Below are 19796 nucleotides of genomic sequence, written 5' to 3'. Positions count from 1 at the left end.
GCCATGGACTCAACTGACCCGCCACAGATCCTCAGACAGGTGGGGGTGGGTCAGCGGTCGCGGCGGGCTGCGGCCAGGCCGGCGATGACCATGATGATGCAGCAGCTGATGCCGACGACGTAGCCCCAGCCGCGGTGACCGAAGGAGTCGAACGCGGCCCCGAGACCGAAGATGACCAGCGCGAACAGCATGACGGTGAGGAACGCGGCCAGCAGTTTCTGCGCGGGAGGCGCAGGCGCGCTCACGAGACGGCTCCGATCCGGAGCCGGGCCACCCGATGCTGGGCCACCCGGTCCTGGGCCACCCGGTCCTGGGCCACCCGAGGCTGGGCCGACCGGAGCTGGGCCGGCCGGTCCTGGGCCGGCCGGAGCTGGGCTGTCGACGTCCGTGGCCGGGGTGTGCGCGGCCGCGGGGGCGGGGTGTTCAGGGCTGCCGCCTGCGGGCGTGGGTCAGCACGACGCTGCCCGTGGTGTCGGGTGCACGGCGGTCGGAGAGGGCGACCAGCGGGGAGAAGACCGCGGCCGCGTTCCAGCCGATGCGCCCGCCCTTGGCGGACAGGTTGAGGTAGAGGCGCTCCGCCCGTTCGGACCGGAACATGTAGGTCTGGCGGACCACCTCGAGCCCGGCGTCGGCGAGCAGCTTCGTGAGCTGCTCACCCGGATAGGTGTGCTGCACGTGGTAGCGCTCGCGGTGGCTGGCGAACAGGTCCGGCCAGCGGTCGGCCCGGGTCAGGGCGTCCGCGGACATCACCAGGTCGCCGCCGGGGCGCAGCACGCGGGCCATCTCGGCGAGGGCGGCGGGGCCGTCGTCGAAGTGCTCGATCGCGCAGACCGACATGACGATGTCGAAGGTGGCGGGCGCGAACGGCAGGCGCAGCGCGTCGCCCTCGACGAGGCTGGGACGGTGCTTCAGGCGGCTGCCGAAGTCCAGCTTGTGGCGGGCGAGGTCCAGGCTGACGGCGCGGGCGCCGCGGCGGACCGCCTGGCCGGCCCAGTAGCCGTCGCCGCCGGCGACGTCGAGCATGGTCCGTCCGTGCAGGTCGCCCGCCCAGGAGAGCAGGGTCCCGACCTCGCGGCGGCGCATGACATGCACCTGGTGACCGGCGTAGGCCAGGGCGTCGTCACGTAGGGAACTCATGGCGCACAGTCTGCCTTTCCCACCAGGCGGGACCTGGTCCCGACCCGCTGAACACCCAACTGATCACACTCATAGGCGACACACTTCGGGTTGCCCCGCTCCTGAGCCGCCGACAGCGGCGCCTTCGCCGTCAGCACGGTTTCAGCACGGCGTCGAGGTAGCTGTCCCAGGCGCTGTCGACGTCGGGCGGAGTCACCTTGGCGCGCAGGGCGGCGAGGACTCCCGGCTCGTACAGCCGGCGCAGGGCCGCCGCCAGCGCCGCCGGGTCGTCGGGCGGCACGAGCAGGCCGTCGACGCCGTCACACACGGACGTCGTGAGGGTGCCGACGCGGGTGGCGACGACGGGGACACCGTGCAGGTGCGCGAGGTCGACGTTCTGCGAGGCGGTGCCGGCCCGGTACGGCAGGACCAGCGCGTCCGCGGCGGCGAACAAGGCGGGGACGTCCTCGGCCGGCACGTAGCCGGGGCGCAGCGTGACCCGCTCGCCGAGGCCCAGCTCGGCCACCAGGGTACGAGTGCTCTCGATGCCGCCCCAGAACTCCCCGGCCACGGTCAGGCGGACGTCCTCGGGGCCGGCGGCGAGGGCGCGCAGCAGCACGTCGAGGCCCTTGTACGGCCGGACCAGCCCGAAGAAGAGCAACTCGCGCGACGGCGACGGCTGTGACGATCCCGCCTCTGGCGCGCGCGCCGACCCGGACCCGGACAGGATCATGTCCTCGCCGGCGGCGGTCCACAGGTGGGGTGCCATCTCGGCGACGCGCACGGGGCCGGCGGTGAGCTCCGCGGCGAGCCTGGCCTGCGGCTCGGTGTGCACCAGGACGGCTGAGCAGCGGCGGAGCACCGCGGAGACCAGTGGCTCGTCGATCCGCCGGCGCTCGTGCGGCAGCACGTTGTGGCACAGCGCGAGGACGCCGCGGGACGACCGGCCGCCCCCTGAACGCCCACGCAGCCCACGCAGCCCACGCAGCCCGGCCAGGATGCCCAGGTAGGCGGGAGCCTGGATCGGGGTGACGACGACGAGGACTACAAGGTCCACCGTGGCGCCGGAACCCGGGCCGCCCGAGGCCGGAGCACGCAGCCGGCGGCCCAGCCGGAACCACGAGTCGGGGCGGCGCCAGGACAGCGGGTAGGACGTCGCCGCGAACGGCGTCCCCTCCGGGGTGTCCACCCGTTGTTGTCCGGGGTAGAGCCGCGCCGGGTACTGGCGGGACCACGACTCGATCCGCACCTCGTGCCCGCGCGCGGCGAGGCGGTGCGCCAGCTCGGTGGTGTGCTGGGCTATGCCGCCCTTGTACGGGTGGGTCGGCCCGATGATCGCGATACGCACGCCGAGGCTCAGGTGTCGCTGCGTGACCGGGCCACCAGGTCACCGATCAGCGCGAGAACCACGATCTGGAACCCGACGAGGATCGCGAGCAGCGTGGAGGTGGTCACCCGCAGGTCGTACCGGACGAGGTCGACGATCAACTTCACGAAACCGAGCGCCATGATCCACAGGGCGACCGGCATCAGGACCTTGATCGGGTCGAAGTACATGACCATCCGCAGCACCTGCAGGATGTATCGACGGGCGTCCTTGAAGGGGTGGAACTTGGACGTCCCCGAGCGCTTCGCGTAGTGGATCGGCAGGTAGTCCACGGGGTGCTGGTTGGACAGGAACGCCATGGTGATGGTGGTGACGCAGGAGAATCCCGGCGGGAGCAGGCGCAGGTACGGAAGCGACACGTCCCGGCGGAACGCGCGCAGGCCGGAGTTCAGGTCGGGAATCTTCGTCCCGGACAGCCGCTGCGCGACCATGCGAATGAACCACTTGGCCGGCACGCGGGCCCACTTGTGCGTGCCCTCCTCGGTCGTCCGTGCACCGACGACCTGATCGACGTCAGGGTTTTCGTCCAGGTAGCGAACAAACTCCGGAATGCGCTCGTTCGGGTACGTCATGTCCGCGTCGGTCCAGACGACGATCTTCCCGCGGGCCTCCTGCGTGCCGATGCGCCGCGCCGTGCCCGAGCCGCCGTTGCGCCGGAAGGGCATCAGCCGCATATGGGGGAAGTTCGCCGCCACGTCGCGCAGGACGTCCAGCGTGCCGTCGGTCGACTTGTCGTCGATCACCAGCAGCTCGTAGCTGTACCCGCTGACGTCCATCGCCGCCGTGATGCGCTCGAGCTCGAGGACGACGTGATCCTGCTCGTTGTAACAGGGGAGCACCACGGTCACGTAGGGCGGTGTCTCCACAGCCGTCTTGGTCGGCTGTTCGGCTGGATGGATGGCGCTGACACTCACGTCGGTGTGACTCCCGGTCGTCGTTGCGTGCCCGCGTTCCGTCCCCGGCAGGTCGCGGGCAGTCCGCTCTCCAGGGTGACACGGCCTGCGCCGGGGCCCGAACTCCGGTCGCCCCCCGACTGCGCCTACTGTTACCGCTCGTGGGGACGTTCAGAGGTGATCTACGGGAGTATGTGCGCCATGTGCGGACTCTGCGGGCGGCGCGGGAGACCTCGGCCCGTTCGTTCGTGGCCGGTCTTCGGTATCCACTCGCACACAAGCAGCCGATCTGGATCGGTTCGCCGACAGTGATCGAGGGTCATGAGCGGATCGAGTTCGCCGACGGCGCCGCGCTGCGGATCGGGCTCGCCCCGTTCGGGCTCACCACCAAGCACGACGTCTCGATCCTGCGCGTGCACCCGGAGGGCCGGGTGCGCTGCGAGGGCGTCGTCTCGCTGCAGCGCGGGATCCGCGTCGTGGTCGACTCGGGGGTGCTCGAGCTCGGCCCGTTCGCCAACATCAACGGCTTCGCGAAGATCCTCGTCCGGGAGCGGGTGAGGATCGGCGCCTACTGCAACGTGTCGTGGAACACCCAGCTGCTCGACAACGACTTCCATCCGATGGTCGTGGACGGCGTGGAACAGCCCATGAGCGGGCCGATCGTGCTGGAGGACCGGGCCTGGATCGGTGCCGGGGCGATCGTGCTGAAGGGTGTGACCGTCGGGGAGAGCGCCGTCGTCGCCGCCGGTGCCGTGGTGACGAAGGACGTCCCGCCCAAGGCGGTCGCTGCCGGCTCACCGGCGAAGATCGTCGGGCACATCGACTACTGGCGCTGAGCCGGTGTCCGTGTCGCTGGCCGCCTCCCCCGCCGGCTACCCGGTCGGAGCGCGCTTCCGGCCGATCATGCTGCTGCGCTCGGCGCCGCTGCCGATCTGGCTGATCACCGGGCTGTTCGCGGCGCTGCTCGCGAGCTGGTCGGTGCTGGTGCCGCAGTACCACGCGCCCGACGAGCCGAACCACGTCGACGCGGTGATGCGGCTGGTCCAGGGCGCCGGATGGCCGCATCCCGGCCACGCGTTCGTCCGTCCCGACGGGGTCGGCACTATCGCCGCGTCACCCTACGGAACCGACGCGCTCCCCTACGACCTCGACTACGCCCCGATCGCCAAGGGCGACGCCACGCCGCGCGCCGACCGGCCGACCTGGGACGAGATGGGCGACACCCGCCAGCCTGACGGCGAGCCGCAGCCGCCCGGGGAGATCCAGCAGCTCGTTCAGCACCCACCGCTGTACTACTGGGTGGGCGCCGCCGTGCTCCGGGCGCTGCCCGGCGGCGACGGCGACGGCCTGCGCTGGGACGTCACCATCGGGATCCTGCGTCTGATGAGCGCGCTGATGGTGACGCCGCTCCCGCTGCTCGCGTGGGCGGGGGCGCACCGGCTCAGCGACGGCAACCGGGTCGCGGCGACCTGCGCCGCGCTGGTGCCCCTGGCGATTCCGCAGCTCACCCACATCGGATCGAGCGTCAACAACGACAACCTGCTCGCGCTGACCGCGGGCCTGGCCACGGTGACGATCGTCTACGTCCTGTGCGGGGACACGTCCCTGCGCACGGCCGCGTGGGCCGGGGTGTTCATCGGGCTCGCCCTGTTCTCGAAATCGCTGGCGATCGTGCTCGTGCCGATGGTGGCGCTCGCCTACCTCGTCGCCTGGCGGCGCGCCCGGCGGGACGCGCGCGCCCTGCCCGCGCCGGCGGCGCGGCGCGGCCCGGACGACCCGTTCCTGCTCGCCGAGACCGGTCTCATGGCGGTGCCACCGGGTTCGACCCGGCCCCCGTGGCGGCAGGTCCTGCTCGGCGGCGCGCTCATGATCGGGTTCGGCGGCTGGTGGTGGGTCGTCAACGTCGTCCGCTACCGGACCTTCCAGCCCGAGACCCCGGGATTCCCCCTCGGCGACCACCTGAATGACTGGGGGGATTACACCGAGGTACTGGTCAACGGGACGATCCTGCGCTGGTGGGGCTCGTTCGGCTGGTTCGAGTCGAACCTGCCGACGGAGTTCGTCCGCTCCGCGAGCGTCGCCGTGGTCGTTCTTTTCGCGCTGGCGATCATCCGGGGACGCAACAGCCGGACGCGGGTGAATCTACTGTTCCTGCTGTGGCCGACAATCGGCCTGTTCGGGCTGATGACCCTGCAGTCGGCGCTGGCGTTCGCCGACCATCACCACGTCAGCGGGATCTCGGGGCGCTATCTGTACGCGGGCCTACCTTCGCTGGCGATCGGCGTGGGAATGGGTGTTCTGGCATTCGGCCGGCGGGCCTCCCGGCTCTTTCCCGCCCTTTTCTTCGCGGCCGCCGCGGCGGCCCAGTGGTGGTCGATCAAAACCGTTCTGCCGTACTTCTGGAAGCCCCCTGGTGGCGATCTCGCCGACGCCTGGGACGCGATGACGGCCTGGTCCCCCTGGCCGCCGGCCGCCGCCGTCACCACGATGTGGATCGGCGCCGCGTTCGCGCTGGCAGTGCTGGTGAGCTGCGTGTGGATCGCGTTCCGCTCCGGGCCGGAGGCCGACCCGGACCCGGCCGGCTCCGCGCCCCTGGGCCTGGATCTCGTCGATTCGGGGCCGGCGGTTCTCGAACCTGTGGATTCGGAGCCGGAAAGCTCGGTCTGGGCGCGTCCCGATCCGTCGGATCAGGAACCGGCGCCGTCGGGATCAACCGGTTCGGCACCGGTGAACTCGGGATCGGCGCATTCCGAGGCCGGACCAACCGAATCCGCGCGAATGGACTCGGCACCTGTGGACTCCGACCCTATGGACACCACACCTGTTGACACCGGGTCTCCTGAGTCGGGGCGTTCCCAGGCGGCGAGTACCTCGACGACGCGTTCCACGGCAAAAGGCGACCCGCCGAGCATGACGAGCCCGGTGCCGTCACACTGAATCCAGGCTGTGGAGCGCACGCGTAGGCTCTGCGGTGTCAGCCATCTCGGTTCGGGGGGAGCCGTGCGCCGAAAGCGGGACTGGGAGACCGCGCCGCCTCCGGATCCCACCGGGCCCTCGACCACCGCCGCGTCGAACATCGCGCTGCCACTCGGTTCGGACGACCCCGAACAACTTGGGCTTTACCGGCTGCTCGGACGTCTCGGCGAGGGCGGCATGGGAACGGTCTACCTCGGGCGCAGCCCGGACGACCGGCTCGTGGCCGTCAAGGTGATCCGGGCCGACCTGGCCCGCGTCCCCGAGTTCCGGGCCAGGTTCCGGCGGGAGGCGGACGTCGCGCGCCGGGTCGCCCGCTTCTGCACGGCCGAGGTGCTCGACGTCGTCGACCCGCCCGACGGGCAGCCGTACCTGGTCACCGAGTACGTCGACGGTCTCACGCTGGCGCAGGCCGTGGCCGTCGAGGGCCCGTTGCGCTCGGCCGACCTGGAGCGCGTCGCGGTCAGCGTCGCCGCCGCGCTGACGGCCATCCACGGTGCCGGGCTGGTGCACCGTGACCTCAAACCGTCCAACGTGCTGCTTTCGACCCTCGGCCCGCGGGTGATCGACTTCGGTATCGCCCGCGCCCTCGACGCCCAGACCATGCTCAGCCAGGAGATCCAGCGCATCGGGACGCCGGCGTTCATGGCACCCGAGCAGGCCAACGGCCTGGCGGTGACCGCCGCGGCCGACATCTTCGCCTGGGGCGGGCTCGTCACTTATGCCGGCACCGGCTCCTATCCGTTCGGGGACGGGCCGACGCCGGTCCAGCTCTACCGGGTCGTCCACCGGGAACCGCTGCTGGACGGCCTCGACCCCGCACTGCGGCCGATCGTCGAGCACGCCATGCGCAAGGACCCGGCCGAGCGGCCGTCCGCGCAGGAGCTGTTCCTCCGGCTGGTCGGCATGGGGCCGGCGACCCATCCCGACCCCGACGTCACGCGGGTCATCAAGACCGGTTCGCCCCCCGTCATCACCCCGGGCACGGACCCTCGGGCCGACTCCGGGGCACCGCCGTTGGACGGCGCTCCCGCCGGCGCCGCGCCGTCAGGCCAGGCTGGCGGCGCCGCGCTGCCGCGCCAGTCGACCGGTGCCGGCCACGGCGCTGGTGCGGCCGGAACGGGCGCCGGCGGCGGCGTGGCCGGCACGGGTGCTGGCACGGGCGCCGGTGCGGGCGGCGCGGGAAAGACCGGCGCGGCCGCCGGCGGCGGGACGGCGGGGTACGAGACACGCTCGCTCGCCGATGTCCCCGCGCAGCCGGCGCCCGAGCACGACCAGGCCGGCGGCCCCCGCCAGCCGGCGCCGGGCGGCGGGCACGGCCCCCGGGCCACCCGGTTCCTCGCGGCGACCTCGCGGCGCCGGTTCGCGCTGTTCGCCGCGCCGGTGATCGCGCTGCTGCTGATCGCCGCGCTCATCCCGCTCGCCTTCAGCACCGGCGCCGGCAAGGAGGAGACGCAGGCCGACGTGGCGCGGCGGGTGGCCTCGACCGCCGAGGCGGTGCGCGACTCCGACGCCGGCCGCGCGGCGCGGCTGAGCCTCGCGGCGTTCCGGATCAGCCCGGTGCCGCAGGCCCGCGCCAGCCTGCGGACGTCCTATTCGGCCGCCACCGCGACCGCACTGACCGGGCACACCGGCTCCGTGCTCGGCCTGGGCATCAGCCCGGATGGGCGGACCATCGCCACCTCGGGCGCCGACAACGTGGCCCGGTTGTGGGACGTCTCCGACCGGACGCGTCCCCGGCAGCTGTCGACCATCGACGCGCACGGCGCCTGGGTGCTCGACGCGGCGTTCAGCCCCGACGGGAAGCTGCTCGCGACCGTCGGCTACGACCGCTCCGCGCGCCTGTGGGACATCAGCGACCGGACCCGGCCGAAGCAGCTCTCGCCCATGCTGGCGCACAACGGGTACGTTCTCGACGCCGCCTTCTCCCCCGACGGGAGGATGCTGGCCACCTCGGGCTACGACAACACCGCCCGGTTGTGGGACATCACCGACCCGCGCCAGCCCCACGAGCTCGCCGTGCTCGACCGGCACACCAGCTGGGTCAACGAGGTCGCCTTCAGCCCGGACGGCAAGCTCCTCGCCACCGCGAGCGCGGACCACACAGCCCGCCTGTGGGACATCGCCAACCCGCGCCAGCCCCGCCCGCTGGCCGCCATCACCACGCACACGGACTTCGTCTGGACAGTGGCCTTCAGCCCCGACGGGCGGCGTCTGGCCACCGGTGCCTACGACGGCCTGGTCAAGATCTGGGACATCACCGACCCGACCAGGCCGGGCGCGACCGCCTCGTTCCGCGCGGACGAGAAGTGGGTCTTCGACGTCGCCTACAGCCCGGACGGCCGGACCCTGGCCACCGCCGGCTGGGATACCAGCGTCCATCTGTGGGACCTGACCGCGCCGGGCCAGCCCGCACCGGCCGGCCGGGTCTCCGGCCACGGCGACTGGGTCCAGGCCGTCGAATTCACTCCGGACGGAACGTCCATCGTGTCCGTCAGCGACGACCACACGGCCCGGATCTCCCGGATCGACGACGCCGGGCTGGTCGCGCGCGCCTGCGCGGACCCGTCCCGCCAGATCACCGAGGCCGAGTGGCAACGCGACATCATGGACGTCCCCTACCAGCCGGTCTGCTAGCGCCGGACCGACCGGTGCTGTCGGGCGGCCCGCCACCGGCAAGGCAGCGCTCTCCACCAATGCGTGGCGGCTCAGTGAGTCCTGGCTATCACCCAACCGCCACGGTTCGGAAGCCTAGTGCTCGGCGTCGGCAGATCCGGCAGATCCGGCCGGGCCGGTGCGCCCGGCCGCGGGGCGGTTGTTGCCGGATCCGTGGTCGGCGAGGCGGGTCAGGCCGGAGCCGAGCCGGGCGACGACGGCACCGCCGACGCGGCTGGCGGGGGAGCTCGCGGCGGACGGCGCGCCGGATCCTCCTGAGCCACTGGACCCGCCACCGAGGCGGGACCGCAGCGCGGCGTTGGCGATCCGGGCCGCGGTGACCAGCTTCGGCTCGTCCGGGGATGCTGGCGCCCACGGCGGGCGGGGGACCTTGCGCGCGGCGGCCAGCTCCTGCTCGAGCTCGCTGATCCGGTTCAGCCGCTGCAGGTCACGGGCGGCGGCTTCGCTGCGCTCGGCGTCGATCCGGGCCCATTCCCGCTGCCGGGCGCGGGCAGCGCCGACCGCGTCGTCCTGCAGCGCGAGGACACGCAGGTACAGGTCAACGCGGTTGCGCTCCATCCGGGCCAGCAGGGTGTTGGCGACCCAGGGGGCGAGCAGGTCGGCGGCGCGGCGGGCCCAGGGGGCACGGCGGTCGAGGATCACACCGAGGCCGAAGATCGGCGCGATGGTGAAGAAGCGCAGGTCGGGATGCTCGGCGACGAAGTCCTCGACGGCGGTGCGCACACCGTTGCGGGGGCCGCCCTCGGCCAGGGCCCAGGAGAACGCGCCCATGCCGCGGAAGCCCCGGCCGGGGACGGCGTCCGTCCTGTCGATCTCCACGCCGACGTCCCACGAGTTGGGCTGGCGCACCGACTCCGGGATGCGGTCGGGGGCGTAGTACTGGTCCCGGCGGCCGGCGGGCCATCCGACGTCGTGCAGGATCACCAGCGGGAAGTAGGAGCGGCCGAAGTCACGCACGGCGGTCTCGATCATCCCGAGCTCGCCGCGGACCGTGGCGTAGTTGTGGTCTCCGTCGATCAGATAGGCGTCGGTCGGGGCGTGGCCGTCGAGCGCCTCGGGGCTGTAGCCACGGATGACCTCGACGTCGAGACCACCGCCGGAGGACGGCGCGACGCCCGGTTCGGGGTCGATGACCAGCAGCCGCCCGCCGCCGCCCCGCCGCAGCAGGTCGACGAGCAGGGACGTCGTCACGCCGCTCTCCGAGCCGATCTCGGCGATGCTGCGCGCGCCGGATGCCTCCAGCAGCGGAACCCACATCTCGCGCAGGTCCGACAGTGAGTGCAGCAGCAGGGGGGCGAGTGTCTTCTCGGTGATCTCGGTGATCTCGGGGGCGTGGTCGCCGCCGTCGTAGGTGACAGCCGCGAGCTCGGCGAAGCTGTCGCGCACCTCGACATCCGTCCCCGCGGCGGCGGGTGCGCGCCCGCCTGCCCCGCCTGCCCCGCCTGCCCCGGCATCACCCGACTCGCTGCCGGCTGGCGCCTCGCCACCCGGGGCGGTGCCGCCTGGGGCGGTGCCACTCGGGGCTGCGTCTTCCGGGGCTGCGTCTTCCGGCGTCACGTCACTCGACGCGGCCTCACCGCGGGTGCCGCCGCCCGGTGCCCGGAGTTCGGGGCCGCCCGGCGAGGCGCCACCTGAACCCGGCCCCGGCACACCGCCACCGCTCGCGGCGGAACGACGTGGCGCGGTCCCGGCACTGCCACGCCTTCCTCCAGCCAGTGGATCCGACCCACCCGCGAGCACGTCGAACGTCGCGGAGCTCCCCGGAGAGACGACGTAGCCGGACGAGACGGGAGCGGTCGGGCTCCCCGGCGGCCCAGGTCGTTCCGCGGCGGTTGCCGGCGGCCCGGGGGTGACCGGCAGCCCGGCGGCTACCGGCGGCCCGGCGGCTACCGGCGGCCCGGCGGCTACCGGCGGCCCGGCGGCTACCGGCGGCCCGGCGGCTACCGGCGGCCCGGCGGCTACCGGTGGTCCAGCGGTGCCCGATGGTCCGGACGGCCGCGACGACACAGGTCCGGTCGGCCGCTCGCCGGGCGCCGAGGCCGGGGCCGCCTCGGGGGGCGGCACCGAGCGCGGCGTGAAGAGCGAGGACGGGGGCAGCGCGGTCGGTGGCGGCGTCGCCGAGGGCCGCACGGACGGACGCTGCTTGGCCGGGGTCCGCGGCAGCGCCGCCGGCGGCACCACGGTCGGCGGCGGCACCACGGTCGGCGGCGGCGCGGCACTCGCGGGCGGCACCGCGCTCCGCGGCGGGGACTGCCCCGGGCCGGAGGCACCGCGTTCGGACGAGCGGCCCGGCCAGGCCACCGTCTGGTCTGTCGACGGGCGGAACCAGCGGCCGGCCGCGTCGACCCCGCCCGGCTGGCCGGCGGGGTCGTCCTGGCCCTGGGCCGGCTGCCTCCCGGCATCCCGCCCCAGGGCCGCACGGTCCCGGCTGTCCGCACGGTCCCGGCCGGTCCCGTCGGTGTCCTCCGGGCCGCCGGGCTCGGACGTCATCGCAGGCCGCCCAGCTCGCGACGGATCTTGCGGGCGGCGCGGACAGGCAGGCCGGTGCGGGCGACACCGGCCGTGCGCACCTGAAGCGGGTCGGCCCGGATCCCCAACCAGCCGAAAGCCATCTCGACCTCGATCGCGTACGTTCCGCCCAGCGTGGGCTGGGAGGTGAAATCGATCGTGTAGATGATCTGGGGATCGTCGCCGACGATCTCCAGCAGGTTGGCCTGCAGCAGGCGGACCCCGACCAGCGCGATCTGCTGGCCGGCGAGGTCGTCCAGCGACGTGACGGTCACCTTGTACGGCTCGACGGCGTTGTGCAGGTGGAACGAGATCGTCAGCCAGTCGAGACGGAGCAGGCCGCGACGGCCGGCCGGGTCGATGCGCACCCGCCGGACGCCGACCCCGTCGATGCGCAGGCGCACGATCGACATCCCGTCCCGGCCGGAACGGGTGACCGCGGTCTCCTTCTGCCCGTGGACGAAGTCGGTGCCGGTGTCGACGTACACCTCGACGGGGCCGGCCGCGGCCTCCGGGGAGACCTCCTCGGCGGGCACCCCGGCCGCGGCCGCCAGGCCGCTGATCACCGCGAGCGACCGGTTCGCGACCCCGGCCACGCCCGCGGGCCAGTACAGCTCCCGCATCGTGATCTTCTCGACGTCCGCGGGGGTCAGGTAGGGCATCCGGCGGACCAGCTCGGGCGGGAGCAGGCCCTCGGTGGAGTCGGAGCCGAAGTTGTCGTCGTGCGCCCAGGCCCCGAACGCCGACGCCTCGGCCGCGGTGGGACGGGAGACGAACCGGGTCAGCGTCCGCAGCGACGCGTGCCGGGCCCCGGGCTCGGACAGCGACGGCATCGCCGTCTCCGAGCGCCGGTAGCGCAGCCATTCCCGCTGGAAGGCGAGGATGCCGTCCTGGACGGCGGTCCGCTGGGCGACCTGGGTCCGCGACGTCCGGTCGATGCTCAGGACGGGCCGGCCGTCGTCGTCGAAGGAGACCAGCGAGCCGATGTCGGGCATACAGAGCTGTTCGAGCACCTCGGGGCTGCGCATGAGCTGGTTGGCCATCAGCTCGGGCTGCCCGCCGGAGGCCGCGTAACCCTCGATCTGCAGGCCGGCGAGGCGGTGCGTGCCGGCGGCGGCGTTCGTCGCCATGTACAGGCCGACGACGTCGAACTCGCGCCCGGTGGAGGCGAGCAGCCGGGCGAGCAGCGCCTGGATGGTGCCGCCCCAGCCCAGGTCGACCAGCACGATGCGGCCCGAGTCTGGCAGCTGGGTGTCGAGGTACTGGACGTAGCGGTCACGCAGCCGGCCGGCGGTCAGCACGATCTCGCTGCGGATGCGCTCGTCGGAGCACAGCGCCTCAAGGGTGTCGTCGAGCAGGCCGGGGACGTCGAGCCGGCGGTCGGTGAGCGAGGAGATGCCGGCGACGTTGTCGATGGCCACCCCGAGCTGGCGCAGCAGCTGGCCGACGCTGGGCGCGTGCCGGCGGACGAGGAACCCGCGCAGCTCCTCGGGGCTGCCCTCGAACACGTTGGCCAGCGCGCAGACCTGCCGGGACGCCCACAGCGTCGAGGTGGTCACCCCGGCGTCGGCGCCCGGGTCGGCGATCAGCCGGGAGAGGAAGTCACCCTCCCGCATCAGGCAGTAGATGTGGTCGGCGCCGTGGTCTCCGGTGCGTTCCACCGCCCAGTCGGCGAACCCGGTGAAGACCGGACCGAACACCGTCGCCCCGGACTCCCAGTAGCGCCGCAGCCCCGGCGGGACGGCGGCGGCGTCCGCCCGGTGCAGCGAGCGGGCCCGCAGCGCGGTCATGCCGTAGTCGCCGTTGGCGGCGTCGAGGGGGGTGTCGTCCCCGGGGCCGGTGAGCAGGCCCTCCAGCTCGATCGTCGCCTTCAGCGAACCCGAGTACTTCGGGTAGTGGATGGCGACCAGCCCGTGCTCGCGGGCGCTCTCCACGTCCGCGACCGGGTGGTCGCCGAGGTGGACGACCCGCGAGGGCTGCAGGTTCGAGGCCGCCAGCATGTGCCGGAACAGCCCGTCGCTCTTACTGATCCCCGAGTCGGAGGAGGTGAAGATCTGGGTGAACGGCACCCCGGCGAGCTCCGGGCGGCTGAGCAGCCGCTCGAGCTGGGCGGCCGAGAAGTATGTGTCGGAGAGCAGGTAGACCGGCAGGCCGAGCTTGGTCATGGCGAGCTCGGCGAGCTCCACCACGGCCAGGTCGGCGCGGCACAGGTCCCGCTCGACGGCGAGCTCGACGTCCATCAGGTCGCCGATGCTGCCCGCGCCGGGCAGGGCGGGGACGAGAACCTGCCAGATCTCGTCCAGGCGCACCTCGTGGGTGCCGCGCACCTCGTGCGAGTGCAGCCTGGCCTTGTGCTCGGCGAAGACCCGCAGCCGGGCGAACTCGCCCGGCGTGACGCCGGACGGCAGCTGGCCGAGGTCGGCCAGCCGGTGCCCCAGGGTGATGAACGCGTGAACCGGCTCGGGCACCATGCGCCAGAGCAGAGTGTCGAATACGTCCAGAGTCAGGGCCTGCGCACCGCCCGACTCCAGATGCGACCAGACCTCGCGAAGTCGGACGTCGGTGAACACTGCCCGCCCCCTCCAGGCGACCGGGTCCCCGGTCACCTCTTCTGGGCCGGCCAGGCGCCCGGCGGGAACATGCGGCTCGGGTACGAGACGCGGTGTTCGGGTCGTGGCGGCTGCCGGCCGGAGCCAGATAGACGGGTCGATACTATGAACCACCCTGGAGGTGGCAGTCACCGGACTGGGGGCATCACCTCTCGGGCGGGTGCGCGGTACGGTCTACGGCCATCGTCACGAACCCGAGTTGACGACACTCGAGGCCAACCGGTGACGGTTGCGCTGGGCGGAGGAGGGGCCGAGCACGGTGCGGGTCCGAGATGCACGCCCGACGCGGGGAGAAGCAGGCCATGTCGAGGGTGGCTGATCTGTCCACGCTCCCGAAACCGGAGCCGACGCGCGGCGCTCCGGCGAACCGTCCGCGCGGGTCCGGTGCGCGTCACGTCGACCATCGCAGCCGTGCGCAGACCCGGGTCCGCTGGGAGCTGCTGCGAAACCTGATCCGCAAGGACCTGAAGGTCAAGTACAAGGGGTCGTCGCTCGGTTTCGCCTGGTCACTGGCGAATCCGCTGCTCCTCCTGGCCGTCTACACCTTCGTCTTCCAGGTCGTTCTGAAAAGTGGGATCGACAACTTCGGCTTCTATCTGATGTCGGGACTGCTGGTCTGGAACGCGTTCTCAGGCAGTGTCTCGGCCGCCTGCGGCGCCGTGGTGGGCAATGCCAACCTGGTGAAAAAGGTGCGCTTCCCGCTGCTGGTGCTGCCGCTGTCGGCGGTCGGCTTCTCCGCGGTGCACTTCGCGCTCCAGCTCGCGGTGCTCTTCGTCGTCATGCTGGGGTTCGGCTACAGCCTGCTCGGGCCGGAGCTACTGCTGCTGATCCCGGCCGGCGCGGTGGCTCTGCTGTTCACCGTGGCGCTGTCGGTGCTGGTGTCCGCGCTCAACGTCCGTTACCGCGACACCCAGCACCTGCTGGACGTCGCCCTGCTCGCCTGGTTCTGGATCAACCCGATGGTCTACGCGTTCGGCCTGATCGAGAACAGGCTGAACGAGTGGACGTGGGTGTACATGCTCAATCCGATGGCGGTCGTCGTGACCACCTTCCAGCGGGCGATCTACGATCCGCCCGAGGGGAACTCGACCGGCTCGGCGCCGATCCTTGCCGATCTGGGGTACCGCTACTACCTCGAACACCTGGCGATCGCCGGGCTCATCTCGCTGGCCGTGCTGTGGCTGGGGCTGCGAGTGTTCCGGCGGCTGCAGGCCGACTTCGCCGAGGACCTCTAGTGCCGTCGCAACCGCTCGCCCCGCCCCCGATGCAGCCCGCGCAGCCGGCCGCCGTCGCGCCGTCGGCACCACCGGCGCCGGGCGCGCCGGTGGTCATCCGCGCCGCCGGCGTCGGCAAGAAGTTCGTCGCCTACCACAAGCGCGCCACCAGCCTGAAGGAACGCTTCGTCCGGCGGGACACGACGAGCGGCGAGGATTTCTGGGCGCTGCGCGACATCGACGTCGAGATCGGCCGCGGGCAGACGGTGGGACTCGCCGGGGCGAACGGCTCGGGCAAGTCGACGCTGCTCAAGGTACTCGCCGGCATCCTGCGCCCGACCCACGGCAGCGTGTCCGTCAGTGGTCGGATCGCGTCCCTGCTGGAGCTGGGCGCGGGGTTCAACGGCGAGCTCTCCGGCCGGGACAACGTCTACCTCAACGCGTCCCTGCTCGGCCTGTCCAAGCGCGAGATCGACCGGCTCTTCGACTCGATCGTCGACTTCTCCGAGCTGCGCCACAAGATCGACGACGAGGTGAAGCACTACTCGTCCGGCCAGTACGTGCGCCTCGGCTTCGCCGTGGCCGTGCACGTCGACCCGGACGTCCTGCTCGTCGACGAGGTGCTCGCCGTCGGCGACGAGGCGTTCCAGCGCAAGTGCCTGGCCAAGATCGCCCAGTTCCGCGACGAGGGCCGGACGATCCTGTTCGTCACCCACTCCCTCGACCTGATCGAGAACATGTGCGACCGGATCCTGGTGCTGGAGTCCGGCGGCCTGATCTTCGACGGGCAGCCGGTCGTCGGGACGAAGCTGCTGCGCCAGCGGCTGGGCAGCCTGCCCGCGGACAGTCCGATCCCCTTCGACCTGGCGCCGGTGAAGCCGACGGCGGTGGCGTTCAGCCGCAACCCGGGCGGGCCGACCGAGGTGCAGTACGACCCGGGTGAGCAGCTCACGGTCAGCGTCGAGCTCGACCTCACCGACAGCGCGCCGCAGTACGTCTACCTGCACGTGGAGATCATGGGGCAGGGCGAGATACCGATCTGGATGATGGAGACCCCGCCGGGCGGGGTCAGTCCCGGCCCGGGGACCGCCGTGGTGGACTTCGTCGTCCCCCGGCTGCCCGAGCTGCTGGGGGCGTTCGCGATCAACGTCCGGGTGTCGGACGCGGCCACCGGCCAGCCGGTGACGGTACGGCGCTTCGAGGAGCTGTTCGGGGTCAGCGGCCCGCAGGTCGCCGGGCTGCTCAAGGTCGACTACGAGGCGAGGCTGCGCCGATGACGGACCGGGCGACGAGCAACGGGGCGATGACCACCATGGCCATGAACGTGGCCATGACGGGCCAGGCGGCACCCGAGCCGCTCGCCACGATCGTCATCGTGAACTGGAACGGTGCCCACCTGCTCCCGCCCTGCCTGGACGCCGTCGCCAAGCAGGACGCGCCGTTCACCTTCGAGACGCACGTGGTCGACAACGCCTCGGCCGACAACTCGCGCGAGGTGCTGGCACAGCGCTACCCGTGGGCGAAGCTCGTCCCCTCGGACCGCAACCTCGGCTTCGCCGGCGGCAACAACCTCGCCCTGCGGGGTGTCACGACCCCGTACGCGGTACTGCTGAACAACGACGCGATCCCCGAGCCGGACTGGCTGGCCCGGCTGCTGGCCCCGTTCGCCGAGCCGGGCGGCAACCGGCTCGGCGCCGTCACCGGCAAGGTCGTGTTCCTCCCCCGCTTCCTGCGGCTGACCCTGTCGACGCCCACCTTCTCGCCGGGGCCGCACGACCCGCGCGAGCTGGGCGTCCGGGTGAGCTCGGTGACGGTGAACGGCCGCGAGGCGCTGCGTGAGGTGCTGTGGGAGAAGCTCACCTTCGGCGCCGAGGGCCCGGCGGACGCGCCGTTCTTCTGGACCCGCGGCGAGGGTGAGCTGTGCGTGCCGGTGCCCGAGGGCGGCCCGGTCACCATCGGCCTCGCCTGGGCTGCGGACACCGCCAAGCAGGTCACCCTGGGCTGGGCTGGCGCCGGTGACACCACCGCGACGCGCACGCTGCCGGTGGGCACCGAGCCGTCCACCGTGTCGTTCACCGTGGACGAGGGCGCCCCGCGCGTCGATGTGATCAACAACGTCGGCGGGATCGTGCTCACCGACGGCTACGGCGCCGACCGCGGCTACCAGCAGATCGACACCGGCCAGTTCGACAACCCCGAGGAGGTCTTCACCGCCTGCGGCAACGGCATGGCGATGCGGACCGAGCTCGGCCAGGCGCTCGGCTGGTTCGACGACGACTTCTTCCTCTACTACGAGGACACCGACCTCTCCTGGCGCATCCGGGCCCGCGGGTACCAGATCCGCTACGTCCCGGGCGCGGTGCTGCGGCACGTCCACTCGGCGTCGAGCGTCGAGTGGTCCCCGCTGTTCGTGTTCCACACCGACCGCAACCGGCTGCTGATGCTGACCAAGGACGCGACCGTGCGCACGGCCGTCTCGGCGGTCACGCGCTACCCGCTGACCACCGCGTCGATCGCCGTGCGGACATGGCGACAGGCACTGCGCTCGCGCAGCCGCCCGGCGGTGCGGCCCACCGTGCTGCGGGTTCGGGTCTTCGCCTCCTACCTGCGGCTGCTGCCGGCGATGCTGCGCCGCCGCCGGGAGATCGGCGCGACCGCCACCGAACGCCGGGTCAGCCTGCAGAGCTGGCTGGTGGAGCGATGACCACGCCCGGCTCCGGGGAGCCCGCGGCAACCGACCAGCCGGCGACTGACCAGCCGGCGACCGATCCGGCGACGACCGTGGAGCCGGTGGCACCTGGCCCGCCGGTCGCGCCCGGGCTGCGGGCGGCGGTCTACAACCGCTTCTGGCACTCGATGGGCGGCGGCGAGCGCCACAACGGCATGATCGCGCAGGTGCTGGCCGCGGACGGGCTCGACGTCGACCTGATCGGGCATTCCGACGTCGACCTCGACGCGCTCGGCAGCCACCTGGGCCTGGATCTCTCCGGCTGCCGGTACCGGCGGCTGCCGGACCGTGGCGAGGACGCGATCGCCGCGCTGTCCGAGTCGTACCACCTGTTCGTGAACGGCTCGTACATGAGCCGGCTCGCCCCGCGCTCGCCGCGGTCGGCCTACCTGTGCTTCTTCCCGACGCCGTTCGACCACGACATGGCCGCCTGGCGCAAGGCCGCGGTGCGCACCGCCGGCCCGCTGCTGCGCGGGGTGAGCCCGGCCGTCAGCTTCGGGCAGGGCTGGTACCCGCCCGAGGGCGGCCGGCGCCGGCAGTGGACGTGGACGAACGGCGAGGGCATCCTGGCCGTCAACCCGGGCGGCGGGCGCACCCTGCGCGCGGACATCGGGCGTCCCGGGGCGAGCGGGGCCGTGCGGCTGCGGGTCGTCGACGCGGACGGCACCGTCCTCGCCAAGCTCCAGATCGACCAGGCGTTCGCGCCGTTCGAGGTAACCCTGCCGTCGTCGACCGCCGGGACGGAGCTCACCTTCGTCAGCGACGTCTTCTCCCCCGGGCCGGCGGACGTCCGCGAGCTCGGTGTGGCCGTCAGCCGGCCGCGGGTCACCGACGCCGACGAGGGGCCGCTGGAGCGGATGGCACTGCGTTTCCCCTGGCTGCTGCGCGACCCGGCCGACCTCGGCTACCTCGAGGGCTACGACACCGTGATGGCCAACTCCGAGTACACCCGGGGCTGGATCCGGCGGATGTGGCGGCGGGACTCCGACGTGCTGTTCCCGCCGATCCAGGTCGACCGGCTCACCCCGGCGCCGGAGCGCGAGAAGGCCGTCATCACCGTCGGCCGGTTCTTCGCCCCCGGCCTCGGCCATGCCAAGCGGCAGCTCGAGATGGTGCAGTGGTTCGCCGAGCTGTACCGCTCCGGTGCGCTGCCCGACTGGCGGATGTACGTCGTCGGCGGATGCGAGGACTCGCAGAAGCCGTACGTCGAACAGGTCCGCGCCGCCGGGGCGGGGGTGCCCGTCGAGGTCCTGCCGAACGCCCCGCGCGCCGAGGTGGAGCGGCTGCTGTCGACCAGCTCGGTCTTCTGGTCCGCGACCGGCTACGGCGAGGACGACCGCAAACGTCCCTGGACGGCGGAGCACTTCGGGATGACGACCGTCGAGGCGATGGCCGGCGGCTGCGTGCCCGTGGTCATCGACCGCGCCGGGCAGCGCGAGATCGTCCGGCACGGGGTGGACGGCTACCGCTGGACCGGCCCGGAGCAGGTCGCCTCGTTCACCCGCCGGCTCGCCGCCGAGGACGGGCTGCGCTCCCGGCTGGCCGCCGCCTCCGTGCAGCGGGCCCAGCAGTTCTCCGACGCCGCGTTCGCCGAACGCTGGCACGGCATCGCCGAGCAGCGCCGGCTCTACTCCTGACCGTGGACCCCCTCCTGAGCACGGACTCACTCCTGAGCACGGACTCCTGACCACG

The 19796-nt window shown here is 72.6% G+C and carries 13 protein-coding genes; 7 read left to right on the top strand and 6 right to left on the bottom strand.

The window, feature by feature from the left end; genetic code table 11:
• Positions 1 to 50: 50 nt before the first annotated feature.
• The 4 genes from AC559T_RS11175 to AC559T_RS11160 form a co-directional block, all read right to left on the bottom strand.
• Positions 51 to 245: a hypothetical protein gene (locus AC559T_RS11175; RefSeq protein WP_071067007.1), complete on the bottom strand. Its 195-nt coding sequence runs from the start codon at positions 243 to 245 to the stop codon at positions 51 to 53.
• A gap of 178 nt (positions 246 to 423) precedes the next feature.
• Complete coding sequence (locus tag AC559T_RS11170; protein WP_071067006.1) at positions 424 to 1137, bottom strand: class I SAM-dependent methyltransferase; 714 nt, start codon at positions 1135 to 1137, stop codon at positions 424 to 426.
• Between the two features lie 130 nt (positions 1138 to 1267).
• On the bottom strand, positions 1268 to 2464 hold the full coding sequence (locus AC559T_RS11165) for a glycosyltransferase family 4 protein (RefSeq protein ID WP_498868636.1): 1197 nt from the start codon (positions 2462 to 2464) through the stop codon (positions 1268 to 1270).
• Between the two features lie 8 nt (positions 2465 to 2472).
• Positions 2473 to 3417, bottom strand: a complete 945-nt coding sequence (locus tag AC559T_RS11160) for a glycosyltransferase family 2 protein (protein ID WP_020463328.1) — start codon at positions 3415 to 3417, stop codon at positions 2473 to 2475.
• Between the two features lie 140 nt (positions 3418 to 3557).
• On the opposite strand from AC559T_RS11160, the gene AC559T_RS11155 reads away from it, so the two are divergent.
• From AC559T_RS11155 to AC559T_RS11145, 3 genes are all read left to right on the top strand, one after another.
• The gene (locus tag AC559T_RS11155) at positions 3558 to 4232 is read left to right on the top strand and encodes an acyltransferase (RefSeq protein ID WP_498868635.1); all 675 of its coding nucleotides are present in this window, start codon (positions 3558 to 3560) and stop codon (positions 4230 to 4232) included.
• 4 nt (positions 4233 to 4236) lie between these two features.
• A complete protein-coding gene (locus AC559T_RS11150) occupies positions 4237 to 6333 on the top strand; it encodes a DUF2142 domain-containing protein (protein WP_112108873.1) in 2097 nt (698 codons plus the stop codon).
• 63 nt (positions 6334 to 6396) lie between these two features.
• A complete protein-coding gene (locus AC559T_RS11145; protein WP_498868634.1) occupies positions 6397 to 9006 on the top strand; it encodes a WD40 repeat domain-containing serine/threonine protein kinase in 2610 nt (869 codons plus the stop codon).
• A gap of 114 nt (positions 9007 to 9120) precedes the next feature.
• On the opposite strand, the gene AC559T_RS11140 is transcribed toward AC559T_RS11145, so the two are convergent.
• Together AC559T_RS11140 and AC559T_RS11135 are read right to left on the bottom strand one after the other, a co-directional pair.
• Positions 9121 to 11535 (bottom strand): class I SAM-dependent methyltransferase, encoded by a 2415-nt coding sequence (locus AC559T_RS11140; RefSeq protein ID WP_498868633.1) that lies wholly within the window; start codon positions 11533 to 11535, stop codon positions 9121 to 9123.
• Positions 11532 to 14123, bottom strand: a complete 2592-nt coding sequence (locus AC559T_RS11135) for an HAD family hydrolase (RefSeq protein ID WP_071066287.1) — start codon at positions 14121 to 14123, stop codon at positions 11532 to 11534. The genes AC559T_RS11140 and AC559T_RS11135 overlap by 4 nt, the downstream gene beginning before the upstream one ends.
• Before the next feature lie 341 nt (positions 14124 to 14464).
• Here AC559T_RS11135 and AC559T_RS11130 point away from each other — a divergent pair, with 341 nt between their 5' ends.
• From AC559T_RS11130 to AC559T_RS11115, 4 genes are read left to right on the top strand one after another with little or no spacing between them, the layout of a single operon-like run.
• Entirely contained in the window at positions 14465 to 15397 is a 933-nt protein-coding gene (locus AC559T_RS11130) for an ABC transporter permease (protein WP_071066309.1), read from the top strand.
• A complete protein-coding gene (locus AC559T_RS11125) occupies positions 15397 to 16653 on the top strand; it encodes an ABC transporter ATP-binding protein (protein WP_498868632.1) in 1257 nt (418 codons plus the stop codon). The genes AC559T_RS11130 and AC559T_RS11125 overlap by 1 nt, the downstream gene beginning before the upstream one ends.
• Positions 16654 to 16679: 26 nt before the next feature.
• Positions 16680 to 18080 (top strand): glycosyltransferase family 2 protein, encoded by a 1401-nt coding sequence (locus AC559T_RS11120; RefSeq protein WP_498868645.1) that lies wholly within the window; start codon positions 16680 to 16682, stop codon positions 18078 to 18080.
• Complete coding sequence (locus AC559T_RS11115; protein ID WP_498868631.1) at positions 18077 to 19741, top strand: glycosyltransferase; 1665 nt, start codon at positions 18077 to 18079, stop codon at positions 19739 to 19741. The genes AC559T_RS11120 and AC559T_RS11115 overlap by 4 nt, the downstream gene beginning before the upstream one ends.
• Positions 19742 to 19796 lie beyond the last annotated feature (55 nt).

Source organism: Frankia sp. Hr75.2, assembly GCF_949319125.1.
In the GTDB taxonomy this organism is placed as follows: Bacteria; Actinomycetota; Actinomycetes; order Frankiales; family Frankiaceae; genus Parafrankia; species Parafrankia soli.
Note: the sequence above shows the minus strand (reverse complement) of the source record. Positions and strands in the feature narration are given on the sequence as shown.

Excerpts from the sequence above, each read along its gene's own strand:
- AC559T_RS11170 (WP_071067006.1), bottom strand. The coding sequence starts at position 1,137 with ATGAGTTCCCTACGTGACGACGCCCTGGCCTACGCCGGTCACCAGGTG.
- AC559T_RS11140 (WP_498868633.1), bottom strand. The coding sequence starts at position 11,535 with ATGACGTCCGAGCCCGGCGGCCCGGAGGACACCGACGGGACCGGCCGG.
- AC559T_RS11130 (WP_071066309.1), top strand. The coding sequence starts at position 14,465 with ATGTCGAGGGTGGCTGATCTGTCCACGCTCCCGAAACCGGAGCCGACG.
- AC559T_RS11120 (WP_498868645.1), top strand. The coding sequence starts at position 16,680 with ATGACCACCATGGCCATGAACGTGGCCATGACGGGCCAGGCGGCACCC.
- AC559T_RS11115 (WP_498868631.1), top strand. The coding sequence starts at position 18,077 with ATGACCACGCCCGGCTCCGGGGAGCCCGCGGCAACCGACCAGCCGGCG.